The following is a 25,197-nucleotide window of genomic DNA, read 5'->3' as shown; positions in this document are numbered from 1 at the left end:
ATTGAAAATTAAACGTTTCAGGTTTAAAAAGCATCTTAATGATATAATCTTTGTATTATGAAAAAGCTTTTAACACTTCTTGCATTTTTGTTAGTCCTGGTTGCCTGTTCTTCAAAAAACTGGCACTCAAATTCCTTTAGAGATGTCTATAGTTATGCCAGAAAATTGGAACGTAAACCCACAAAAGATAAATTTACTCAACGGCTACAATTAGCATATCTAGAACAAAAAGATAAATTATTGCTTGAAATAGAAAGCTTGCACCAAGCAAAAAGGCCATTTTATTGGGAGAAAATTCATGATAAATACAAGCTCCTCAACGAAATGGCATGGAAGATTCAGAACTGTACTTCTTGCCTAAACGAGGTTGCGCCAGTTTTCTATGAATCAGAGCAATTGGCTTCATTAAAAAACGCTACAGACGAAAGGGTAGAGGATGGGCTATTGGCATTAGGCTTAAATACTAAGCTTAATGCACAAAAAGCTTATTATAGCTTTGTGACTGCGAAAAAATTATCACCTGAAAGAACAGATATTGATTCATTAATTAACGAATCTTTAGAAATAGGAACAGTTAGAATAGTATTAGAAGGAGATTATAGATACGATAAAAGTTATGTGCAGGATATTGAAAAAGATTTATTCAGAGTCTTGCCAAGATCGCAGGAGGCAAAACCATTTTTTCAATTTTTTAGCCCTGAGGAAGCCTCTGAAAACCATGTTAAGCCAGACTATGTAGTTAGTTTCGGTTATGATTATCTTAGTGTAGGCTTCGAGCATAGAAACTGCTCAGAAGAAAGCTTTTCTAAGGATATTAAAATTGGAGAAAGAAAGATTGATAGTGTAAAAGTTGAACCCATCTACGAAAAAGTGTCGGGCAAGATTACTAAGTGCGGAAAGAGTGTTAAGGCGGAGGGTAAAGTATGGTTTAAGGTAATTGACTTCCAGCAGGATAGAGTCATTTTAACGGATACTTTTTATGACGATGACAATTGGGTAAACGAATGGGTAACTGTTTCAGGAGATTCAAGAGCCTTACCTGCAGGGGCAGCTAATTCCGGTATGGAATTGATTGCCCCTTCCCGATGGACACAATTTGATAATATTACCGATGCTCTCAGCAGTTCTGTCTCCTGGAAAATACGGCAGTTTATCAGAAGGCAGAATGCTTTAGCTTTGAACTAGTTGAATTCTTTCATAGTTCTGCGTTCCTTTGTGAAGACGAGCGTAAATCCTCTTTTTTAATGCTTCCGGGGAAATCACCTGCATTCTATCAGCAGATCCCAGAATCTCTCTTTCTAATTCAAAGTTTATCTGTACTTTAATCTGTAAAATTATACCTTCCTCATTTCTTTCTAAAATTCTTTGCGTGTGATGCAGGGGCTTGGTTTCCATATAAGGCGCTTCTTCTTTTGTTACGAATAAAGTAATTTCTTCTGCCTGCAAGCCTGAAGATACTGTTACTCCAATTATATCTCTATAATAACTTTCAGAGTCATATACCTCATTTTCGACATAATCCATTGTTTCATCGAGACTTAAATCCTGAATCCGGTCTAAAGCTAGATTGTTAACAATTTTTTGCCCACCTCTGACACCTACTGCAAACCATCGGTTTTTAAACTCTTTCAACCACCATACATGGAAAGTAAATGTATTCGCTTCATGAGCCTTAAATGATTGATAGGTCATTTTAACCGCTTTCTTTTGTATGATAGAATGATACAGTAAATCCAGATAGGATAAACCTTTCAGATTTTCATTTTTTTCGAAATTAATAACCGTATGTTGCTTATGGGCAGTAGCATATACATGGTCTTCCAGTTTCTGTACCACCTCATTTAACTGATTGAAATGCGAAAAGCCTTTGAATTGTTTCAATAATTCAACTGCTTCATTCATTCTTCCTAAGTCAGCATTGGAAATAGGAATATTAGTAATACTGTATTTAGGATCTTCGTAGGTATAGTATTTTTTATCAATCACAATGATTGGCGCAAAGTAGCCCAGTTTATCACTTCGCATCATCTGGATGTCTGCCTGAATGGTTCGCACACTAATTCCTTTATCAATACCTTCGTATTCATAAAGCGTATCAGAGACTTTTTCGACCAGGTCTTCCAGAGTCCATTTTCGTTTTCTGTTTCTTAAACAGGCATCAATTGTTTTATAGCGCACAAGGGCGTTTCTATTTGCAGGCATAGTGTTTAGAAAAATATTTTACAAAAAAATGAAAATATTTTTATCTGCGCAAATAGACTGCGTAATAGCCCGCTTATTTTGTTTCATCAATTCGCTTAGAAGCAGATTTGATATTTGAAAAGGTCAAGTAAAAGTTACTTCAATAACCTTCCAAGTTCATTATCACTTTTACAATTATCTTTTTGAAATTTTAGCTTTTAAAAATTTAAGGTCAAGTGTTTCTTACTTCAATCCTTTTCCAGACTTCAGAAACACAATTATCTTTTAAAAAAATGAAACAGGATTTACTAAAAATCAGCTTAAGACAAAATGCTATTTATGTACCTAACGAGGCAATTGTTAAAGAAAACGAGTTATTAACAGGTGCAACATTTACATTTGTAGAAAATGTTGCTAAAAACGGGTTTAGTTTTTCTGAACCTTTGTTAAAAGCCCTTAATAATGCCAGTTATCGATACAAAATTGAGATTCTCAAAACTTTGGATAGTGTATTGGGAAGTACTAATAACTGGACTCCATTAGTTAGAAACTGGTCAATACCAACAGGTGAAACCAGATTTGACCATTTGGTTACCTGGCTTGCCAATATTAAGGTTCTTAGAAACGACCCAGTAAAGACTTTACAATGTGGACATATTATACCTGAAAATACTTTCCCTTTGGAGAGATACAATGGTTGCCCTTTCTGTGGGAAACCCTTTGTATTTGGTAATATTGAGCGCTATGGACAAACTTCCAAATTGAAAGTATTGGAATTATGGACTGATGAGGACCTTACTCAATATTTTTTATCGCTTTTACAGGCTAAAACTGCTCTTGATGCTACTCAGATTGATAGTTTAAAAATGCTATTAAAATATCTTCCTTTGCCAAAAACAACCATCAGTATGAAGGAAACACTGGTAGTTGTAATAGATACTTTAATTGAACAAAATCAGTCTGATAAAGCACAATTGTATTTATCATCGCCTACTGATATTCTTAGATATTTATGGTACAAGAAAACAGGCTTCTTACAAATTATTGAGCCTAAGAACTTTGTTAAAAAGGTAGTTCCGCCGAGCAACAAATTTATTTTCCTGAATGGAGGAGGTACGACAATTTTAGAAGCGAAACTTCAAATCAAACTGAAGTATACAAGAGCAGAATGTCTGATGGTTGCGACCTGGCTTAATAATTTAGAACTCGATATTGAAAAGATATGCGAGATGATGCACCCTAAAAGAGGTATGTGGGTGAGATTTATCAGAGCACTTCGTTTGCCAGAGTATAGCAAGAAAAAAGGATTTGAGAAATTGGCAGAACTGCTGGATGTTTTTTATAATCAATTGTATAATGTTTGGCAAGGAAATGTTAACAATTATAGATTAAAATGTGATACCGAAAAGACCTTTGGACTGTTGAAGCAAAGACCTGGTTTATTTGCCCGTTCATTATTTGCCAACATGCTTTGGTTTGGACCTGAGCAGGCAGTAGCAGAATTTTCGCAGGTTATAGATAAAGTACCGGCTCGCCTGGTATTTACATTGAATATGTATGCAAAAAATTATTTTGAAACAAATATTCAAAGAAGTGTAAGACCATTGGGCGGAATCAATAAAAGAATAGCTCCAAACCCTTTATTGAAAATATACAGTAAGACACAATTGGAGAGCATGCAAAACAATATTGAAGAACTTTGTTTGTTAGCTGTGAAAAAGAGATTTACAGCTGTTCTAAATAATAATAAAACAATATTTATTGACGAACAGCTTTTTAATATGCCAGTTGCTATAGGAGATAGAAGTCAGACCATTCAGGATTTACCTGTGGCATTAATGGGAACCAGATTTCCGGTTGAAGGGAATAGTATAAGACTATTCATGCAGTGGGGAAAAGATATGCCTGCACAACACCTGGATATGGATTTAAGCTGTAATATTGCTTATGCTTCAAAAACAGAGTATTGTTCATATAGCAACTTAGTGGCTACCGGATGTATGCATAGCGGAGATATACAATCTATTCCGGATCAGATAGGTGCAGCCGAGTATATTGAAATAGACTTGGATGCCCTATCAAAGGCAAAAGCAAAATATGTAAGTTTTACATGTAATGCTTATACCTATGGAAATATTAGTCCTAACTTAGTAGTAGGTTGGATGGATAGTAAATATCCGATGCATATATCAGAAACGACAGGAGTTGCCTATGATCCTTCCTGCGTACAGCACCAGGTGAGAGTAACACAAAATCTGGCTAAAGGATTGGTATTTGGAGTTTTGGATGTTGAAAATCGTGAGATTATGTGGCTGGAAATGACATTCAGTGGTGAGGTCGTGCAAGGATTGGACTACAAAGGAGTTCAGGCTTTGATAAATAAATTAAGCAGCAAACTGAATATTGGAGACCTGTTATTATTAAAAGCCGAAGCGCAAAAGCTGGAACGGGTTGATACACCTGATGCAGATGAGGTGTATGATAAAAAATGGGCCATTGACTCTGCGAAAGTTACCCAGTTATTGGTTGACTAAAAAAAGTTTGAAACTTTATTATCACTACGCAAATATACTGCGTAGTGATATTTTTATTTTGTAGTGTAAAACAAAAATAAAATGAACATTCAAGCACTTCATGAATTAATTGCCAACGATTATATCAATGTACAAAAGCACAACCATGCTGATTTGTACATTTATAATTACTCGGCCAAAGCACAATACGATAGAGTCTGGGACGAATGGACGCTGGCATGTCGTGGCTTAATCATGAATGCTGATTATGAAGTAATGGCTCGTCCATTTAAAAAGTTTTTTAACTGGGGAGAAGTAGAAAATCAGGTAATTCCACAAGAACCATTTGAAGTCTATGAAAAAATGGATGGTTCTCTGGGAATCTTGTATTGGATTAATGAAATTCCGTATATTGCTACCAGAGGCTCTTTCAATAGCGACCAAGCTAAAGTAGCTACCGAAATGTTGCATACAACATATGCTACTTCAATACCTTTGCTTAATAAAAATAAAACATATCTCTTCGAAATTATCTATCCTGAAAACAGGATTGTAGTTGATTATGGAAATACCAGAGCTTTAGTTTTATTAGGCGTAATTGATACCAAAACAGGGGAGGAGTGTCCTTTAGAGCAAATCGGTTTTGAAGTCGTGAAACTTTATGATGGTATCAACGATTTATATCAGTTAAAGAAACTGGAAGAAGCCAACAGAGAAGGATATGTCATAAAATTCGTGAGCGGGTTGAGATTGAAAGTAAAATTTGATGAATATCAACGTGTGCATCAGATTATTACCCGTGTATCTAGTCTGAATATCTGGGAACATCTGAAAGAAGGAAACGATTTGACAGATATTCTTGATAGAGTGCCAGACGAGTTTTATGATTGGGTAAAAATGACTGAAAAGCATTTAGCAGATAATTTTAAAGCCATTGAAGCGAGAGCTAAAACTGAATTTAAAGTGTTGGATACAAGAAAAGAAAATGCCCTCTATTACCAGACTTGTAGCTATCCGGCTGTTTTGTTTAAAATGATGGAAGATAAACCTTATGACCAGATTATCTGGAAAATGCTGAGACCAAAATTTGAAAAACCATTCGCAACACATATTGAAACATGAAAATATTATTAAAGGCTATTGTAGGTAGCCAGGCATACGGAACAAACACGACTAATTCGGATATAGATTATAAAGGAGTTTACTCCCAATCAGTAGAAGATCTTATAGGGTTTACCTATAAAGAGCAGATTGAGGTATCAAAAGACGAATGTTATTTTGAAGTCCGACGGTTTTTGCAATTGCTTCAATCGGCAAATCCAACTATGCTGGAGTTATTGTATATGCCACCGGAGTGCATTATCGAAAAACACCCTGCCTTTGATATTATTATCGAAAATCGGGCTCATTTTTTAACCAGAAAATGTCTGCAGTCTTTCGGGGGATACGCCATTGCGCAAATCAGTAAAGCCAAGGGGCTGGAAAAGAAAATGAACTGGGAGCATGATAAAATTACCAGAAAAACACCATTTGACTTTTGTTATGTCTATGAAGAAGGTAAAACAATGCCTCTTTTGTATTTCCTGGAAAGAAATAATTGGTCGGCAGATAAATGTGGCTTGGTAGCCTTGAACCACTTCAAAAATTGTTATGCGTTATATTATGACGGTACAGACGAATTGGGTTATAAGGGAATTGTTTCGGAAAAAGGTAATGATGTTAAGCTTAGTTCTGTACCGAAAGGAGAAAAACCGGTTAGCATCATGTGTTTTAATCAGGAGGGATATTCATCCCACTGTAAAGATTATGTAGAGTATGAAACATGGCTGAAAAATAGAAATGTGCAACGCTATGTAGATATAACTAATCATCAGCAACAAATTGATGGCAAAAACCTTTTGCATTGTCGACGATTACTGGATATGGCTATTGAAATTGCTACTCAGAAAACCATTAATGTCAGACGACCAAATGCTCAGGAATTACTTAAAATCAGAAGAGGAGAAATCGATTTAGCGGCTTTTATGCAAAAAGCAGAAGAAGAGATTTTGGAACTGAATGAATTATTTGAAAAAAGCGACTTGCCTAAGGAAGTGGATAATGACTTTGTGAATGAATTGTTACTCAAAGTAAGACGGGAAGTAATGTGAAAAGTTGTAAGAAAGAACATTAATCTGATTATAGTAATGGTAAGATTTATATTCGACTCCTTTGGTAATTCACATCAGGATACATTCCTAAAAATAGATGTTGGTATAGGCACAAATGCACCTTGGATTGCAGACTTCTATTTTATTCCTGATTTTTTAGAATTCGAATCAACTATTGAAGATGAGATTGAATGGAAAAAAGAATGTTTTAAGGCGTATTTGGAGCATTTAATAAACTTAGTTAATTTGAATCTTGATAAAACATATTTGGTATTTGATTTATCTGACGAATATGTAAGCGCTATTAAATTAGAGAAATTTATCAAAAGTAAGTCTACTTTATATAGAGTATCAATAGTTTATAGTCATAAGCATTATGGCTGGGGCATGAGTTATAAAATCCAGCAACCCGAATTTATTGATAGCGATTGGAAACAAAGTGATAATCAGAGTTGGGATATTTCTAAGAATGGCTTACTAAAAGGAATCGAATGGAGTATTGAAAATTTAGGTTGAAAACAACATGGCTAAACTAAAGAAAGGCTTGGTATTCGGGAAATATATGCCTGTTCATGCAGGACATCTGGCACTGATTGAATTTGCAAAATCTCAATGCGAGCAGGTTATTGTTTCTATGAGCTTTATGCCTAATGATCCGATTGACCATGCTTTACGATTAGGATGGTTGCAAAAGATTTTCGAAGGACAACCGAATATTATTCTAGTTGAAAAGATTGATGATTTTCATGATGAAAGTCTACCACTTTTTGAAGCAACCAAACTCTGGGCTGATTTTATCCGCAGAGAATTTCCTAATATTGAAGCCTTTTTCTGTTCAGAAGATTACGGAGAGCCATTGTCTTTTCATTTAGGATTACCCTGTATATTGTTTGATAAAGCTCGTACGCAAATTCCAGTTTCAGCGAGTAAAATTAGGGCGAATCCATTTGCCTATTGGGATTTTATTCCAAGTGTGGTTCGGCCATATTTTGTTAAAAAGGTATGTCTTTTTGGGCCTGAAAGTGTAGGGAAAACAGTTCTAAGTCAGAAATTAGCAAAACATTATTATACTATTTTTGTACCGGAAGCTGCTCGTGAAATTTTGACTTCAAATGATATTGATGAAGTGATTATTACGAAAATAGGGGAAAGACAAACGGAATTGGTAAAGGAAAAAACAGCATTGGCTAATAAGCTTTTGTTTTGTGATACTGACCTGATAACCACTCAAATTTATGCCCGACACTATTTAGGCTTTGTACCGGAGGCACTCCCAATATTAGAACAGGAACTCGATTACGATTTGTATTTTCTATTAGATATTGATGTAGAATGGGTAGATGACCCTTTGCGGGATTTAGGCGATAGAAGAGTAGAAATGTATCAGATTTTTAAAGCAGAACTAGACAAACGACAGATTAAATATATATGTATTGATGGGAACTGGAATGATAGAATGAGTAAGATGATTGATGAAATAAACAAACTATTAGTGCCAGTTTTGCCAATTTAAAAAGATAACAAAACAAATGAAAACCGTGTTAATATTACGTGGATTACCTGCAAGCGGGAAATCTACTTTTGCCAGAAACCTGATAGAAGATAAAAGACGTATGTGGAAGCGTCTGAATAAAGACGAGTTACGTGCGATGCTGGATAATTCTCATCATACTACACATAATGAGAAATTTGTAGAAAGAGTGCGTGATATGATGTTGGTAGAAGCCTTGAAAGCAGGGCACCATGTAGTAATTGATGATACCAACTTATCAGACCGACCTGTTGAACGTATTGCTCAGGTAGTTGAGCAATATAGAAAAGATACAGGCGAGGAGGTGAGGATAGAAGTTAAAGATATGATGACTTCGTTAGAAGAATCATTGGCTAGAGATGAAGTAAGAGAGAACAAAGTAGGAAGGGAGGTGATTATGAAAATGTATAGACAACATGTTTTAAAAAATGAACGAGGGCCGCATTATCAGAAGCAAGACGAGAGTCTTGCACCAGCTATTCTATGTGACTTAGACGGTACTCTGGCTATTTTACATGCAAGAAGCCCGTATGATGCGGAGCGTTGCGAAACCGATTTATTGAATAAACCAATTGCGGATATTGTGCAGACTTATCATAAACTAGGTACAAAAGTAATCTTTATGTCTGGTCGTGAAGAGAAAGCCCGAAAACAAACCATTAATTGGCTAGAATGCAACAATATTACTTACGATGCACTGTATATGCGTGCTACTGGAGATTCACGTAAAGATTCAATAGTAAAAAAAGAACTCTATGAAAAATACGTGAAAGGGAAATATTATGTAAGGTTTGTATTAGACGACCGTAACCAGGTAGTTGATTTGTGGCGCTTAGATTTAGGTTTACCTTGTCTACAAGTAAATTATGGCGATTTTTAATAGTGAGGCTTACCTCACTACTAAAGCTTTGGCTAAGAAATAATTACCAAAACTAATACGCACAATATAATTGCCTGCCGATAAATCATTTAATCTTATATTTCTGGTATAGCGGTCCGCGCTTAATTTTTCTTCCGGTAACTCTTTTACCTTTCTTCCTAATACATCATAAACTGCAATTTGTGTAATTGTATTTTGCTTCAAAGTAAAATCAATCAAAACTTCGCTTGTAGTTGGATTAGGCGAGATTTTCCAATCAACCAATTCGCTGATAGGCTCTTTTCCGGTTGGACTTAATGTTACCTCCTTGGCATCTTTCAGAATCTTATTATCCGGGTCAAATAAAACCTGCGTGACATCGCCTTTAATGTTAGGGATTTCAATATCCTGAGTCGCCTTATCTATAAAAACGGTAGTAGTGGTTTCGCCTTGCGCTGTAATGATTTTTATGTCAACAGGCATTGAAAAATATTCCGGCGAAGTATTTTTAGTTTGGGTAACTTTTAAACTAACTATTGTTGAACCATCAGCAACTTTTGCGGTTGTCCAACCATAATTATACTTTGGATAACTTTCTCCGTATATCCACTCTTTGAAGAAATAATCTAGATTCAGACCTGTTGTTTGTTCTGCCACTTTCTGAAAATCTTCTGTTGTAGCAGAATTATAGGCCAAAGGAGATGTCAGATAATTTTGTAAAATTTTAAAGAATTTTTCGTCTCCAACAATCCCTCTCAACATATGCACCACAACACCACCTTTAGCGTAAGTCCGATTGAAGTTAAAGATTTCGTTTTCATTGCTTATGTTTTTTACGAATAAACTCCCCGCAGCTCTTTTCGCATAGACCATGTTACTATTTATATTAGCCTGATAGGCATTTTTGCCTCCCAGCGCTTCATCATAAATAGCTTCGCTGAAAGTGGCAAATCCCTCATTAAGCCAGATATGTTCCCAGCTTTTGCAGGTAATTTTATCACCAAACCATTGGTGTGCCAGTTCATGTGCCACAAGGCTGCTCCCAAAACTTCCCATCGAACTGCAGGTCTGATGTTCCATACCACCACCAAAACCACATTGTGCATGCCCATATTTTTCTTTAATAAACGGGTATAGTCCATATTTATCAGAGAAAAGTTTAAGCATAAATGGGGTCTGGTCTAACTGATTCTTTACATTAGCTGAGAAATTCTCAGGATAGATATAGTGTGTTACCACCATTGAATCGGTAGCAGAGTATTTGAAATAGTTTTTGTACTCAGTATAGTTGCTACAAGCAATAGAAATCAGATAGTGCGCAATCGGATAACGGTTCTTCCATTGATACGTACGAGTGCCATTGCTATTATCTAATGTTTTCGTTAACACTCCATTCGATACAGAAACAAATTGTTTAGGCATAGTCACCCACACATCAGAAGAATCTGCCTTATCGGCAGGAGTATCTTTACATGGAAACCAATCAGGTGCTCCATAAGGCTCGCTCAAAGTCCAAACGACTGGAGAGGGGGTACCAGCTCCATGCGTACTAAAGGTGAAACTACCAAATGCCGAAGCAACGGGACTACCCTGATAATAAATAACAAGTGTAACAGCCTGATTTTCAGTATAAGATTTATCAAGCGTAATGTTTACTTTGTCTGTTGTTCTGGTAAAAGTAAGTGTCTTGGCTCCTAACTTAATTGAATCTACTTTAAGCGTATTCCGTAAGTCTAAGAAGCAACTAGAAATAGTAGATTTTGCTTTATAGCTAATCGTAGCTTCTCCCAACAAGTATTGTTGAGCATAAGAAATATTCAGGTTCAATTTATAATACCCTATATCAATTTTATCATCACCCGGATATGCTATTTGCGTATAACGGGCTTTTCTGGCAAATGCACTTTGTTTAGTCAATGCACAACTAATTCCGCCGTGCTCTTGTGCCAGGCCTATTAGTGGTAAAAATAAAAGTACTAAATATAGAAGTAGATTTCTCATGTGTTTTTGTTATCAGAATTCCCAACGATAGCTTAATATAGGAACTAGTCCTAACTGATATTGTTTAACGACTTTTTTCTGCAAAATATCATAATAACTAAAGGCAGTGTTTTTATAACTGGCTATATTCTGTATATCTAATGCTAAAGTACGCGAATATCGCTGTTTTGATTTTTTCAGATAGATACGAATATCCGGACGGAAATAATCAGGTTGTTTAACCGAAAATGCCTCAGTAACTTTATAAACTGCCTGGCCGGCCAATTGTGAAGCCTTTTCATCAATAGGAGTTTCATAAAAACCGCCTAACCAGATAATTCTTATGCTTGTACCAATTATACGATTCTTACTATATTCCCATTCCTTACCTGTAGTCAGGTTTAGAATATGCTTTCCGTTATAACGCGTATTTCTTTTTACCCCATCACCTCCTACATAAGTCGAGTTATAGTAGGTACCATTTATCAAAGCATAAAATCCATTAGTGAGATATTGCTGATAGGTGATTTCAATGCCATAATTCTGGCCTGTGCCTTTGTTTTGCAATGGTTCATCAATGAAATCCTCCACTAAATTCAATGTTGAAAACCCTGGGTCAACCCGCTGTGTTACCAAAGGCGACGCTGTAATAACAGGCACATTAAATATCTTCTGATAATATAACTCTGTTTTCAGATACGAACCCCGTTTGAAATAATACTGATGGCTTAGCACATAATGATGTGCTTTGGTAAAATCAAGCAAAACATTAGGCGTATTTTGTAGCAAATTACTATAAGCAAAATAAACTTGTGGTAATTGCAACTGGCTATGCAAACCATAAGCAAAGCTTAAGGATTGATTATTGGTAAGCTGATAACCTAAAGACATACGTGGTTCAACAGATTGTGATTTGCTTACTGTGTAATTCAGATAATGCAAGCCTACATTAGCTGTAAGTTTTGGGACAGGCGTAAACTGCCAGTTAATATAAGGTTGAAGAACTAATCCTTTGCCCTCGCCTTTAGCTGATTTATCATTAGTAACTGAATAGATAGCATCAGACTGATGCGTGATAAATGCTCCGATTTTTAATAAATTTTTAGCATTGATTTTATAACTAAGTGAGCTCGTCAACGAAATTCTTCCTTTAGACACACTATCAGTTTGAGTCAAGTATCTTTGGAAAGTACTCTTGCTTAAAACGTATCCTTTGCGTACACTCTCTAAACCCGAACCTACCAAAGTACTTCTCCATAAAAGTTTATCACCAATATTTACGCTATGAGTAGCCCCTAGAGCTCCCATTTTATTGGTATAATTAATATCAAATCCATCTTTTTGTACTTCCCATTGAGTAGTATCCCGTTTCCCGGCAAAGTAGTTACTACTTAGCCCGGCCATCCCAAATACTGTAAAAGTACCGGCCTTTTTTGTTGGTAAGGAAACATTGAACGATAAATCCTGAAAAGTAATGTCTTCCCCACCAAAAGTTACACCCATTAAACCTAATAAACCTGTAAATGAATAACGATAGTTTACCAGATAACTACCATTCCTTTTGGTATTACTAAGAGGTCCCTCTGCCGCCAGATCAAGACCTATCAAACCAGCCTGTGCCGTAAATTCATGTCTTTGATTATTCCCTTTTCTTAAACGCATATCCATTACACCTGAGAGGGCATTACCATATTCGGCCGGGAAAGCCCCTGTCAGGAAATTCATGTTTCCTAATAGCTGTGCTGATAATATATTAACTCCTCCGGCATTCTGAGTAATCCGGTCACTGAAAGTACCAGCATTACTTAAATGGTTTGGATTCACAATTTCAACGCCCTCGAGGCGCCACTGCATGCTATTAGGTGAATTACCACGAATAACCATACCGTTAGCCTGATCGTTCGAATTAGCTACCCCTGCATAAGCTGATGCCAGACGGGCAGGATCAAGATAAGTGCCGGGATATCGAAATATCTGCTCAGTTGTAATAGAATGGATACTCGTTAATGAACCCGTTAAATTGTTTGATGGTGCTTTTACAATAGCCTCGCCCAATTGTTTGGTAGCTTCCTGTAAACGTATTTCCAGAACTACTTCCTTGCCTGACTCTACCAATATTTCTGAGATAGTCTGGGTTTCAAATCCCACCGAGCTAATTTCAAGCTGATGACGCCCAACCTGAACTTTTTCCAACCGGAAATAACCGTTATCATCGGTTTGTGCGCCTTGTATCGTATTTTTTAAGACAACATTTGCTCCTGCAAGAGGTTTTTCGTTATTTGTATCAATGATTCTTCCGCGAATCGTCTGTGTAGTTTGTGCAGCAAGATTTACGTAGAAAAAAAGGGATATTAGTGATAAGGTAAATTTTTTTAACATCTGCTTTGAGACTTGAATTTTTCTTGAAAGACCTGAACTTTATTCCTAAATATTAAACATTTTTGTACAGCAAAAGTTTAATAGTAGAAATTAAAATTACCACTATGATTCTGAGTAAGTTTGAAGTGAAATTTTATCAGCAATTGGAAGAGTTTTTCCAAGGGCATGACTTCAACCTGCATCTAGATAATAAGCAATTTCGCAAAGCTACACAAAACGGATTTCAGAATGTAATATTTTCTATCTCAGAAACACAAAAAGAATTCTGGATAGAAGTAAATTTTGGAATACGGTATGAATTTATTGAACAATTAGCTCAGCAGTTTCTGAATAATACTCGTGGTAACCGTTCTTCTGCCAATACGTTAGTCATTAGTTTTGGCAAATTTCAGAACCTTAAGTACTTCCGGTTTAAAGTGACTGACGAAGACGAACTCTATAAGATTTTAGAGGAGATTAAGAGTTTTTTCAACCACCGAGGTTTCAGATTTTTAGAAGAGGCTGCTGGCTTAGAAAAGATTGATGATTTGCTTAACGATATGCCTACCAAGCCTTGCAGGTATTTATATAATCAGATTCACAGATGCTTTAAAGGCGTAATTGCCGCAAAACTTACGGACAACCATAGTTTTACGACAATTACGAATATCTACCGACACTTTTTGTTGAAGAATGGTTCAGACGAAGAATTGCTGAACTACGAACGATTAGTGAGCTTTCTCCATTTTTATAGCCCCAATTAATCCTTTTCTACATTACTGCTACCTGATAGATTGGAACTCACGTGCGGATTCCCACGGTATCTTACTTTACTGGCTCCGCTTGCTTTTACGCTTAATGTCTCTTTTACATTGACACGCCCTGAACTAGCTCCTGAAACATCTAAGGTAGCTTTGTCTACAATGGTATCAAAAGCATTTAATTTTGAAGCGCCTGATAAATCGACTGACATTTCTTTGCCATTTCCCTCCAGATCTAATTCAGAGGCACCTGATAAGTCGATTTCATAAAATCTCGCATCAGCTGATAAAGTTGCCTTAGAGGAGCCAGATAGATCAATCTCTAATTCATCTAGATTAGTAAAGCCTTGAACGTAAGAAGTAGAAGCTCCAGAAAAATCAATTTCTTTTACCGTTGGCATTTCAATCTCTATTTCCATTCGATAGCGCCTTACACGCCATTTTGAATAGTAGATTTTTAATTCTCCACTGGTTACTTTTACAATCAGGTCATCAATGTCACGACTATCTCCATTGGCTTTTATTTTGAAATCGGTGCCTTGTTTTACATTGATATGAAAAGCATTGCCCATTTCTAACTTATCAAAATTTTTCAGATCATAAGTTTTATCTTCCGGATTACGGGGTTCTACGCCTTGTTGCACCAATTCACACGAGCTGATACTGAAAGCTATCAGCGTAATGGCTACCATACTGCTTAATCTTAGTTTTTTCATAATAGTTTTTTTATGTATTTGTGTATATGACAAACGAAAAAAAGGATACCCCTATTGAGAAAATATTTTTTTTAAAAGAAATTGTTTCGACTACGATGGACCTGCATCAAATGATTCGGCTGGTTCAGAGCACCCCAATTTTTAAATAGTAATGAAAATCTATATCATACAATCTTCCATTTCCAAGTATTACTCCAGCAAAGTCTGGTAAGGCACTTAGCAGGCGTCTTCAACCTGGAGGCCGACTAGGCGTGCTCGCGTGAAGAATAACCTGACTGTCTGATTATTCAAAGAACCTTCTCAAATACTTAAAAAATGCAAACTTAAGTGTGAAATTTAGGGGAGGTCTAGTTGAGACGTCCAGTCGGAGAGAAAGATTCACAACTGGATATCCACAACTGGCCGTCTGCATAACAATTATTGACAAGGATATAAAATCTTATAATCAGGTAGTTTCAGAGTGTATCAAAGTACCATCTATTAAAACCGAATCGGAAAAGGTGACCAATACAGTGGCAATCTTTTTGACTGATGGCAGCGATGATTTCCGCTTATCCAACACTTAATCGAAACCGAAAAAGGTTACCAATATGGGGGGAACCTTTTTGAACAAAGAGAATGATAGTTTCCGGGTACCAGCCACGAAAACGGAACCAAAAAAGGTTACCAATATGGGGAGAACCTTTTGACTGAAGAGAGTGATAGTTTCCAGATACCAGCCACAAAAACGGAACCAAAAAAGGTTACCATAATGGGAGGAACCTTTTACCAGAAAATTTTTACTGAAAGTAAGTGGGGGTAAAGGTCAACTGAGTTGTCACGTAAAAAAAACCGTTTATCATATACACCCATAAAACTTTGACCAGAAAAAGCTATGTTTGCATAAACTTTCAAATTTTATTCGGTGCAATTATCGGAGCAAGAAATAGTTGGTGCAATCAGGCAAGGAAATGAGCGTGTTTTCGAAGTGATTTTTCGGAAATACTATCAGAGCTTATGCAATTATGCCAATTCGATGCTCAAAGAGATAGATGAATCTGAGGAAGTTGTACAAAATCTATTTTCGGGAATCTGGGAGAAGAGAACTGAATTAGAAATTAGCATCTCGTTGAAATCGTATTTGTACAGAGCCGTGCATAATCATTGTCTGAACCGGATTAAGCACTTGAAAATCAGAGAAGAATATCAGCAATATGCCAATAGCTATTATGAGAGTTCCTACGAGTCGGTTAGTCAATCAGTTATGAAGAACGAACTGGAGCAGAAGATAGAAGAAGCGATTGATAAACTACCTGAACAATGCCGTTTGATTTTCAGATTGAGCCGTTTTGAAGAATTGAAATACCATGAGATTGCTGAGCAATTGGGCATTTCCCCCAAAACTGTCGAAAATCAGATAGGCAAGGCTTTAAAAATTTTAAGGGTTGAATTAGCAGAGTATCTGCCATTAATTATTTTATTGGTTGATGGCCTTATTCAGCTTAAAATTGATTACTTGTATATTTGAAAATTCGGATAGATACAAACAATAAGCTTGAATACGAATCATTCTGATAACAGCGAAGACCTTTTAGGCAAATATCTTGCACAGGAAACTGAGGCACATGAGAATGCTTTGATTGAAAAGTGGCTTCAAGAGAATGAAGAAAACCAGAAGGAACTAAAAGATTATGCTTTTATCTGGAATAAAACAGGTGGATTCAAGGAAGAAAAAAAACAAATAGTAGATGTTGACGCCGCCTGGTTGAAAGTCAAATCGAAGATGGATTCTCCCATAGAAGCTAAAATTGTATCTTTAAAGCCTACGCCAAAGCAAAGTAGATTCTTTACCATAGGCATTGCTGCAAGCATTACTATTTTATTGACGGTCTGTATAGTATTCTATCTATTGAAAAATTCATCGCCTGAAATCATTTCATTAAAAACTACACATAATACTTTAGAACAAACTCTTCCTGATGGCTCAATTGTATTTCTGAATGCTAATACTACCCTTACTTATCCAGAAGATTTTAACGGAGATATGCGTGAGGTCAATTTATCTGGCGAAGCATTCTTTAGTATTAAACGAAACGAAACAAAACCCTTTATCATTCATGCCAATGGCTCTGATGTGAAAGTTTTGGGTACTTCTTTTAATGTACGAGCATATAATAAAAACGTAGAAGTAAGTGTGGAGACTGGTAAAGTACAGTTTAATAATAAAAAGAAAGCTGCCTTATTAATAGCCGGAGAAAAGGCAACCTTTGAAGCTGAAAAAGATACGATTAAAAAACAAGCGGTACTCGATAAAAATACCTTTGCTTACAAAACCAAAATCTTCATTTTTGAAAATTCGAGCCTGGAACACATCGCCAAAGTATTAGCCGAAGGCTATCAGGTAAATATATCATTAAATAACAACCGAATTAAATCTTGTCGCCTGACTACTAAATTTGATAATGAAACACTTCCCAATGCCCTGAATATCATAGCTGAAACATTGAATCTAACCGTAAGTTCAAAAGGGGAGAAATATGTCATAGATGGTGAAGGTTGTGCTGAATAATCCAAGCTGTTGTTAAAACTTCAAGAAAAAATAAAACTTACTTAGGGGAAAAAGATTGATGGGGTGTCATAGCTTCAAAAAAGTTCATTATATGAAAAAGCTATTAACATTTATTTTCTTGTTACATCTTTCCCAATCATTCGCCCAGAATATCCCTCCACTCGAACGGATTATTAGTGTAAAAATCAATAATGAAAAACTGGATAATGCCTTAAAAATCGTATCTACTATAGGTAATTTCAGTTTTTCGTATAACCCTAATGAAATTGATATCAATAAGAGGGTTTCAGTTTCGATTCAGAACCAACCTGTAAGAGAAGTACTGAACGTGATTTTTGGTAATACTGCTACTTTTAAGAATAAAGGCAACTATATTATTCTGAAAAAGAACGAAGAAGAACCGAAGAAAGATTTTTTCGTGATGGGCTACGTTTCAGACGGAGAGACGGGCTTGAAAATTGAAAAAGCCAGTGTGTACGAACCTGTAACTCTTGCTTCTGCCGTCACGAACCAATACGGTTATTATCGCTTGAAAATCCCAACTACACTGTCTAATGTGAATATTCAGGTACGTAAGCAAAATTATCATCAGGAAGAGCTGGCCGTGAAAGGCAGAGTTAATACGACACTTAATATTTCTCTATTACCTTTCAAGCCAATTCAGGTACCAACGAAAGAGCTAAAGCCTATAGTAGCTTTTAAAGCTGACACCTTGCCTCTGAAAAAAATAGACACCATTGTTCCAATCCAGACACCACCGATAATATTATCCATAAAGGACTCAGTATCCCCTGTAGCCAGTAAATTCGATTACAGAGACTATCTGAATGAAACAAAAGATATGCTGCTTGAAACCCATAGGCAGATAACAGACTGGCTAATTACTACCAAGCAGAATATTCACTTAGATAATGTCAAAGACACGATTTATCGACCTGCACAAATATCTCTCTTGCCATTTATAGGTACTAATCATCACTTAAGCGGAAATGTAATTAATGATTATTCAGTCAATGTAATTGCCGGATATTCCTTAGGCGTAAGAAAATTAGAGGTAGGTGGATTTTTGAACTTAGTCAGAGGCAAAGTATCAGGAGGGCAAGTAGCAGGGTTTGCCAATTTAGTAGGAGAGAGCGTAAAAGGAATACAAGCGAGTGGCTTTGTTAATATAGTGGGTCAGAGTGCCTATGGTGTTCAGGGGGCTGGTTTTGGCAACTTGGTTTTCAGAAACTTTAGTGGTGTACAAGGTGCTGGATTTGCTAATGTCGTGCTGCACAGCACCAAAAACACTGTTCAAGGTGCAGGATTTGCCAATCTTGTACTTGGGAATGCAAGCGGTGTGCAAGCGGCAGGTTTTGCAAACCTGGTGGGTGGAAACTTTGATGGTGTTCAGGCATCCGGATTTTTAAATTATTCCGGGGAAACTTTCAAAGGTATTCAGATGGGCGTTATAAATATTGCCAATAGGGTTAATGATGGGCTACAAGTAGGCATACTCAACTTTGCAGAAGAGTCTAATTCCATACCAATAGGTTTAGCTAGTTTTGTAAAAAGAGGAGGGTATCGTCGTTTAGAACTAAGTAATGATGAAGTAATCCTGGCTAATATTACCTTTAAGACTGGAGTCAAAAGGTTCTATAATATTTTTACAGCGGGTTATAGTTTCAATGAAATCGATAAGCCTTTATTCAGCTTTGGTTATGGCCTAGGCACAGCCTGGAGATTAAACAGAACTTTCTGGCTTAATTTTGATGTAATCAGTTCACACCTACAAAATGATGTATATAATTGGGAATTAAATCAGTTAATCCGGGGTAGTCTGGGCTTGGAAGTACATCTTTCTTCTCGCATAGCCCTATTTGTGGCCCCTACAATCAGTTTCCATGCTACAGACGACTCAGAAATCAATTTGGGGCAGTTTAGTAAATTTAAGTTTTTCGAAAGAGAGGGAAGTTATTTTGGTGAGAGAGCTAACCTATCTTCATGGGTAGGTTATCAAGCAGGAATCAGGATTTGTAATCTATAAATAGTATATAGAAAAGAGCCTTGAAACATTCAAGGCTCTTGCTCTTTTTAGAATTTGTATCCCAGATTAAATCCTAGCCCACGTAAATTGAAGAATGTCAGATTACGGGCATTATCTACTCTTACTCCCTGTTTATCAACTTCCACCGACAGATATTGCTCGTTGATTTTAAAAGTATCAATAATTCTGGCCTTTATATCTTTTAGAAATTGTTCGTCATATCCTTCAAAGTTTTGGTTAGATTCTCCATGTACAGTTACTTTTCCATAATGCCCACCGATAATAAACCAATCGAAAGTAAAACGGTTACCAAGTTTGAACTGATAGCCTAGCATCAAGCCACCTGAGATGGTTTTAATTTGTGTATCTACAGGTAACTCAATTCTTGCAAATGTATCCTTGTAAAGCACATCCACAAATACAGGGGCTTTCCCAAAATAACTGTTATATCTCCCGAAAACAGCCAGATAAGCCCCGTTTGGAGCTGATTTATTTTTGCCAAAATAATAGCGAAACTCAGGAGTTATTCCAAAAGTACCTACAGTTGCCTCAGATTTTTTTACATTGGCAAGGCTTATATAGTCAATTCTACTGTCAGCGGCATCTACAAATCTTTCTACTGTTTTAGCAAAAGGAACTTGTTTTACAGGTCGATATACAACGCCTAGCGCAAAACTTGTTCGGTTACCCAATACTTTTTCGTATTGTAAAGAATAAGCTCCTAAAGCTAATGATGAAAGATTGACTTTTATTACACTTGGTTTATTATACTCTTGCGAGAAACAAAAAAATGATAAGCAAACACAAAAGACTGTGATGGAAGTGATTTTCACTGGGATTTTAATTAAATATGGTTAATACGTATTAAGCTATTCCAGGATAGTAAAGGCTCGGATGTAAAGGTGGATCAGTTGAGGTTTTCTTCTTTGGTTGATTGATAGAAAGAATTAATGGTTGCCATTTCTTTGATTAAGAAACTCTGCAACTGTTCGTTAAAATCTTTTTTATCTTCTGCAGGCAATGATTCATAAAGGTCTTTTAATTCCTGATTAATAGCAGTTTTTTCAGCCTCTGACGAAGCATTCATTGCTCTGATGTGATAAGATTTGAGATTGAAATCTTTCATTCTTTGGTTTTTAATCTATTAACTGCAATAATAGGCATTTAGTTGTAAAAAATATTATTTTCCGGTAGAATTAACCAAAAAATAAACTATCCTGCATGCAGTACCTTTGCTTTTGGCATTTTTGTTCTCACTAACTTTCAAATGAAGCGTATGTTTTTTATCTGTCAGATTAGCAGCAAATAATTTATACCAGGGCAAATGCAAAAAATGACTCCATTGCGTATATAAATCCATACTTTTATAAGGGCCATTATCAATACTATATAATATTTCTCCGGCGTCTGGTCCGGAAACTAACCCAATACCAACCGCATTTCCTGTAAATGACAAGGATAAAGTCGCATCAGGTGAAGTAGCTTCCAGAATTGGGCAGTTGACAAAACCCTCTCTTGTACCCACACCATCAGTCGGTTGCCACTTTTCGACTAATTGCCAACCTTTCTCTATTTTAGCCTCATTAATATTTACGTATTTACCCCCTTCAAAATTCTTCGCCACCAAAGCTTTCGGTAATTCACTATTAATCAAAGAAACTGAATTACTGTTTGTAAAGTTTTTAAAAGACCTATTTAATAAGTATTTGATACTTTGATAATAGATTTCCTGCCCGAAAGGTGAGGGGTGTAGGTCTTTAAAGTCATATTCCCAGCTAAATTCTTTGGCTGCAAGTCGGTCAGCAACTTCTTCAGCCAGATTAATAGAGGGTAACTGATAATGACTGGCTACCGCTTCATGATTTTTAATTTCCAATGGAATAATTCCTTTCTGATAGTCTGTTGTTTTATCCGGATCAGCAAAGGCCATTAGAATAATATCCATTGCCGGATTATTTTTTCTGGCATGACGAACAATTCCTTCTAATGACCTTACCTGTGTCAGGCTATCAGTTTCATTAGTATGGTCGTTGACAGCAGCTTCTAAAAATAGTAAATCTGGTTTGCCTTTACTCAATACATCTTGTTCAAAACGAAAAGCATGAGGTAAACTACCCAATGATGGTATTCCGGCGGTAATAAATGTGAAAGTATTTTTAGGAAATCGCTCTGTCAGATATTTACTTACTTTATCTCTCCAGCCTGTATTATGAGTGATAGACCCTCCTAAATAAGCTACAATTACTTCTTTTTTTTGTTGAATAGCTTGGAAAAAATTTGGAAGTCCCGCCCGTAACTGAACATAGTCAGCCTTAGGCAATGGTTGGGTAACAGGCGTAGAATGCTGAGTAACAAAATCGGCCCACCATTCTGGGTGTTCAATCGGGAAATGATGTCCTTCTAACGTTTGAGTGCCCTGACTCATGCTATATACATAAGCAGGCCCGCCTAATTTCTGGTATCTGTCAACCAATAGAAAAGTATTTTCATCCGGTGGCGCCAATTTATCTTTTAATCCTATAATATGTAGCGTAGGAACTTTATAGGCCGCTAAACCCTCTAAATGATCAATCGGGTTGTCGTCATAAGCTAAAGCTTGCTCTTCCGTAAATCCATATACTTCTAATAATTGATTCCACTCTTTCTCTTGTCGTTTACTCTTCCCTCTTCCCCCTGGCCAGCTTTTGAAATCATAAACGGGTGTTTCAGTATAAATACAACTTACTTTCTCAGGATTACGTTTCGCCCAGGTATATACATATAATCCTCCACGGCTTATACCTTCTAAAGCTACCTTCGGGGCAAAAGACAGATTTTTGGTAAGATAATTATAAAAATCATCCCATTTCAGCATGGCCTGTGGATCTCCATAACGATTGTCAGTATTGATATATGCCACATGAAAACCTCTCACTAATAGAATGCTATCCATTTCTACATGCCAATCCGGAAAATAGGCACGCCATATCCATGGATTACCCGGCATTGGCTTATTGGGCTTTACATAATGTGCCGGTGTGCCGTCTAACAGAAAACTCACTTTCTGAAATCCATGCCAGTTTTCTGTTTTTTGAGGAATAACACTTTGCCCTAAAAGCGGGAAACTTAATTGACTTATTAAAACAAATGCTAAAATTCGATTGATTTGATAGCGGATTGCCATAAGGGATTTAGAATAAGCTTTAAATAAGAAATCAATTTACGAATGACCATTCCAGGTTATTTTGGCCTCATCAAAGTCTAACTGCATTTCTTGCTTGCGAATTTCTTCATCGCTAAAGGCATATTCCTTGCGAATAGAATATAATTCTTTTCGCTGGGTACTATAAAGCTCCTTTAGCACCTGATTATATTGCTCAATCTCTTTTTTCTGGCAGACCTGGCACTCCATAGAGTTTAATCGTTGGTGCGTCAAAGAAATATCACTCTCTATTTCATGCTTCAGAAAACTCAACAATTCATTACTCTTTATCTCACTCGAATATTTCTCGTTCAATTGATTAAGCGCTGCTTTTTTAATTCTTAATTTAATACCTGCCTCTTGCTCTTCCTCCGGAGCAACATGGTCAATTTCTTTTATACCTAACCATTTCACAATAAACGGCAGTGTTAATCCCTGAAAGACCAATGTTACCAGAATAACAATAAAAGTGATAAACAATATCAGATTCCTATGAGGAAACGGCTGACCACTATTCAGTAAAAGAGGAATAGAGAGTGCTGAGGCCAATGAAATAACGCCACGCATACCAGCCCACCCTATAATAAACGGGTTTTTCAAGCCAGGATTTGGCTCATTCTCTCTGATACTTTTAAATAAGAATCTTGGTATAAAAGTAGCAGGGTATATCCATAATATCCTGACAACTATGGTCAGAATACTTATAACGACAGCGTATTTAACCGCATCTAAAATAGAATAGCCTTCAAGACCCTTAATAATCATAGGAAGTTCAAGCCCAATCAGAATAAATACCAGGCCATTTAGTACAAACGCCAGCGTTGCCCAAACCCCAATCGTTTGCAGGCGAGTAGAGCCGTGTGTTAAAATTTCATGTGAACGATAAGACAAAAATAACCCACCACTCACTACTGCCATTACGCCGGAAAAATGAAACTGCTCAGCAATGATATACATAAAATAAGGCGTGAGCAAAGTAAGTGCCGCATCTATACTAGGTGTAGTAGGCAGGAAGCGATGCACCACATACGCAATATGCGCAATAATCAATCCTACAACAATACCCATACCAGCTACCCAGAAAAAAGTACCAATAGCCTGCTGCAAAGAGAATTGGCCTGTAACAAGTGCAGCTAAGGCAAATCGAAAGACAATCAAACTCGACGCATCATTAATCAGGCTTTCGCCCTCTAAAATGGTAAGAACTCTTTTCGGTACTTTAATGCCTTTCAAAACCGATGACGCAGCAACCGCATCAGGCGGTGAAATAATCCCACCTAATAAGAAGCCTAAGGCAAGGGTGAAACCAGGAATCATAGCTTGCGATGCATAGGCAACTATAGTTGATGTAAATATCACTAACCCAAAAGCCAGCAGCCCTATAGGGCGCTTCCATTTCCAGAAATCATTCCATGAGGTATACCAGGCCGCTTCGTACAGCAGTGGTGGTAAAAATATAAGAAAAATCAACTCAGGGTCAATTTCAATCTGCGGAATTTTAGGCATAAAGCTGATAAATAACCCTGCCATTACCAAAAAGATTGGAGAGGAGATTTTAAACTTCTGGCCGAGCATAACCAGCATGAAAATGACAAAAAGTAATGATATGACAAGTAATAAGTTGTAATGCATTTTAATAAAGGTGTTAGTAAAGGGAACACAGTTTTTTCTTGAAAAGTTTTATCTACACTTGTAGGTAATTTAATTTTAAACACGATTCCACTTTAATAGTAAGTAATGGAAGACCATCTCCACCGTAATTCAAAAAGGTTCCCCCCATATTGGTAACCTTTTCCAAGTCCTTTTTGCGGCTGATATTCTAAAACCAATACTGTTGTCTGTCAAAAAGGTTCCCACTATATTGGTAACCTTTTTCAATCCCTTTTTAGTGGCTGATATTTTAAAACCATCGCTACTATCATTCAAAAAGGTTCCCCCCATATTGGTAACCTTTTTTGGTCCCATTTTAGTAGATGGTACTTTGATACACTCTGAAACTACCTGATTATAAGATTTTATATCCATGTCAATAGTTGTTAAGTAAGCGGACGGCCATTTGTGAATAGTTAACCAAGACTAGTCCTCTCCTAAATTTCCGATTTAGACTTGTTTTTTCAAAGTATTTGAAGATGTTTTTAGTATAATCGTACTGTTGGATAGGTGGTTCTATAGTGATTATGCTATTGTCTTGCAATAAACTAGATTAGGGGAAATCTGTTGTAAGGGCATCTAAGTATAATCAGTTAGTTTAGGTTGGGCAGTCATCAAAAATTGTATTTAATGCGACTTCGAAATTAATTCGACATAGAATGAACATTCTAAAAATTTATCGCATCCATTTTTGTAGAGAAGACATGCTGGCGTCTCCAAGGGCCTATACAATCCAAGAAATA

General features: G+C 36.5%; 20 protein-coding genes. 11 read left to right on the top strand and 9 right to left on the bottom strand.

All coding sequences use genetic code 11. The features are described from left to right. Positions 1–57 precede the first annotated feature (57 nt). Positions 58–1,185: a hypothetical protein gene (locus D0T08_RS20670; RefSeq protein WP_116984579.1), complete on the top strand. Its 1,128-nt coding sequence runs from the start codon at positions 58–60 to the stop codon at positions 1,183–1,185. Here the strand turns inward: D0T08_RS20670 and D0T08_RS20665 are convergent. Further along, on the bottom strand, positions 1,171–2,202 hold the full coding sequence (locus D0T08_RS20665) for a YafY family protein (protein ID WP_116984578.1): 1,032 nt from the start codon (positions 2,200–2,202) through the stop codon (positions 1,171–1,173). The two genes, D0T08_RS20670 and D0T08_RS20665, sit on opposite strands and share 15 nt — an antisense overlap. Positions 2,203–2,474: 272 nt before the next feature. On the opposite strand from D0T08_RS20665, the gene D0T08_RS20660 reads away from it, so the two are divergent. The 6 genes from D0T08_RS20660 to D0T08_RS20635 all read left to right on the top strand — a co-directional run bounded on the left by D0T08_RS20660 (position 2,475) and on the right by D0T08_RS20635 (position 9,255). Further along, the gene (locus tag D0T08_RS20660; RefSeq protein WP_116984646.1) at positions 2,475–4,715 is read left to right on the top strand and encodes a hypothetical protein; all 2,241 of its coding nucleotides are present in this window, start codon (positions 2,475–2,477) and stop codon (positions 4,713–4,715) included. A gap of 81 nt (positions 4,716–4,796) precedes the next feature. Further along, entirely contained in the window at positions 4,797–5,816 is a 1,020-nt protein-coding gene (locus D0T08_RS20655; protein ID WP_116984577.1) for a T4 RnlA family RNA ligase, read from the top strand. Beyond that, on the top strand, positions 5,813–6,844 hold the full coding sequence (locus tag D0T08_RS20650) for a DNA polymerase beta superfamily protein (protein WP_116984576.1): 1,032 nt from the start codon (positions 5,813–5,815) through the stop codon (positions 6,842–6,844). The genes D0T08_RS20655 and D0T08_RS20650 overlap by 4 nt, the downstream gene beginning before the upstream one ends. 36 nt (positions 6,845–6,880) lie before the next feature. Further along, positions 6,881–7,360: a hypothetical protein gene (locus D0T08_RS20645; RefSeq protein WP_116984575.1), complete on the top strand. Its 480-nt coding sequence runs from the start codon at positions 6,881–6,883 to the stop codon at positions 7,358–7,360. Positions 7,361–7,367: 7 nt separating this feature from the next. Next, positions 7,368–8,357: an AAA family ATPase gene (locus D0T08_RS20640; protein ID WP_116984574.1), complete on the top strand. Its 990-nt coding sequence runs from the start codon at positions 7,368–7,370 to the stop codon at positions 8,355–8,357. A 16-nt stretch (positions 8,358–8,373) separates the two neighbouring features. Further along, positions 8,374–9,255 (top strand): AAA family ATPase, encoded by an 882-nt coding sequence (locus tag D0T08_RS20635; protein WP_116984573.1) that lies wholly within the window; start codon positions 8,374–8,376, stop codon positions 9,253–9,255. 9 nt (positions 9,256–9,264) lie between these two features. Here the strand turns inward: D0T08_RS20635 and D0T08_RS20630 are convergent, their stop codons facing one another. Then, the gene (locus D0T08_RS20630) at positions 9,265–11,235 is read right to left on the bottom strand and encodes a M1 family aminopeptidase (protein WP_116984572.1); all 1,971 of its coding nucleotides are present in this window, start codon (positions 11,233–11,235) and stop codon (positions 9,265–9,267) included. Between the two features lie 12 nt (positions 11,236–11,247). Further along, a complete protein-coding gene (locus D0T08_RS20625; RefSeq protein ID WP_116984571.1) occupies positions 11,248–13,593 on the bottom strand; it encodes a TonB-dependent receptor in 2,346 nt (781 codons plus the stop codon). 104 nt (positions 13,594–13,697) lie between these two features. On the opposite strand from D0T08_RS20625, the gene D0T08_RS20620 reads away from it, so the two are divergent. Continuing rightward, on the top strand, positions 13,698–14,336 hold the full coding sequence (locus tag D0T08_RS20620) for a hypothetical protein (RefSeq protein WP_116984570.1): 639 nt from the start codon (positions 13,698–13,700) through the stop codon (positions 14,334–14,336). Here D0T08_RS20620 and D0T08_RS20615 read toward each other — a convergent pair. Next, positions 14,333–15,049, bottom strand: a complete 717-nt coding sequence (locus D0T08_RS20615) for a head GIN domain-containing protein (protein WP_116984569.1) — start codon at positions 15,047–15,049, stop codon at positions 14,333–14,335. The two genes, D0T08_RS20620 and D0T08_RS20615, sit on opposite strands and share 4 nt — an antisense overlap. Positions 15,050–15,953: 904 nt before the next feature. Here D0T08_RS20615 and D0T08_RS20610 point away from each other — a divergent pair. From D0T08_RS20610 to D0T08_RS20600, 3 genes are all read left to right on the top strand, one after another. Further along, entirely contained in the window at positions 15,954–16,556 is a 603-nt protein-coding gene (locus tag D0T08_RS20610; protein WP_116984568.1) for an RNA polymerase sigma-70 factor, read from the top strand. 27 nt (positions 16,557–16,583) lie between these two features. Continuing rightward, the gene (locus tag D0T08_RS20605; protein ID WP_116984567.1) at positions 16,584–17,597 is read left to right on the top strand and encodes a FecR family protein; all 1,014 of its coding nucleotides are present in this window, start codon (positions 16,584–16,586) and stop codon (positions 17,595–17,597) included. A 91-nt stretch (positions 17,598–17,688) separates the two neighbouring features. Next, positions 17,689–19,623, top strand: a complete 1,935-nt coding sequence (locus tag D0T08_RS20600; protein ID WP_116984566.1) for an STN domain-containing protein — start codon at positions 17,689–17,691, stop codon at positions 19,621–19,623. 47 nt (positions 19,624–19,670) lie between these two features. Here D0T08_RS20600 and D0T08_RS20595 read toward each other — a convergent pair whose 3' ends face one another. From D0T08_RS20595 to D0T08_RS20575, 5 genes are all read right to left on the bottom strand, one after another. Beyond that, a complete protein-coding gene (locus D0T08_RS20595) occupies positions 19,671–20,456 on the bottom strand; it encodes a DUF3575 domain-containing protein (RefSeq protein ID WP_158561322.1) in 786 nt (261 codons plus the stop codon). 74 nt (positions 20,457–20,530) lie between these two features. Beyond that, positions 20,531–20,749, bottom strand: a complete 219-nt coding sequence (locus tag D0T08_RS20590; RefSeq protein ID WP_116984564.1) for a hypothetical protein — start codon at positions 20,747–20,749, stop codon at positions 20,531–20,533. 54 nt (positions 20,750–20,803) lie between these two features. Then, on the bottom strand, positions 20,804–22,786 hold the full coding sequence (locus D0T08_RS20585; protein WP_116984563.1) for an SGNH/GDSL hydrolase family protein: 1,983 nt from the start codon (positions 22,784–22,786) through the stop codon (positions 20,804–20,806). Positions 22,787–22,822: 36 nt separating this feature from the next. After that, on the bottom strand, positions 22,823–24,436 hold the full coding sequence (locus D0T08_RS20580; RefSeq protein ID WP_116984562.1) for a Na+/H+ antiporter: 1,614 nt from the start codon (positions 24,434–24,436) through the stop codon (positions 22,823–22,825). A 129-nt stretch (positions 24,437–24,565) separates the two neighbouring features. Next, complete coding sequence (locus D0T08_RS20575; RefSeq protein WP_116984561.1) at positions 24,566–24,829, bottom strand: hypothetical protein; 264 nt, start codon at positions 24,827–24,829, stop codon at positions 24,566–24,568. Positions 24,830–25,197: the final 368 nt, after the last annotated feature.

The organism is Emticicia sp. C21 (assembly GCF_003418935.1).
Lineage (GTDB): Bacteria > Bacteroidota > Bacteroidia > Cytophagales > Spirosomataceae > Emticicia.
This window is presented reverse-complemented; position numbering and strand designations above follow the sequence as displayed.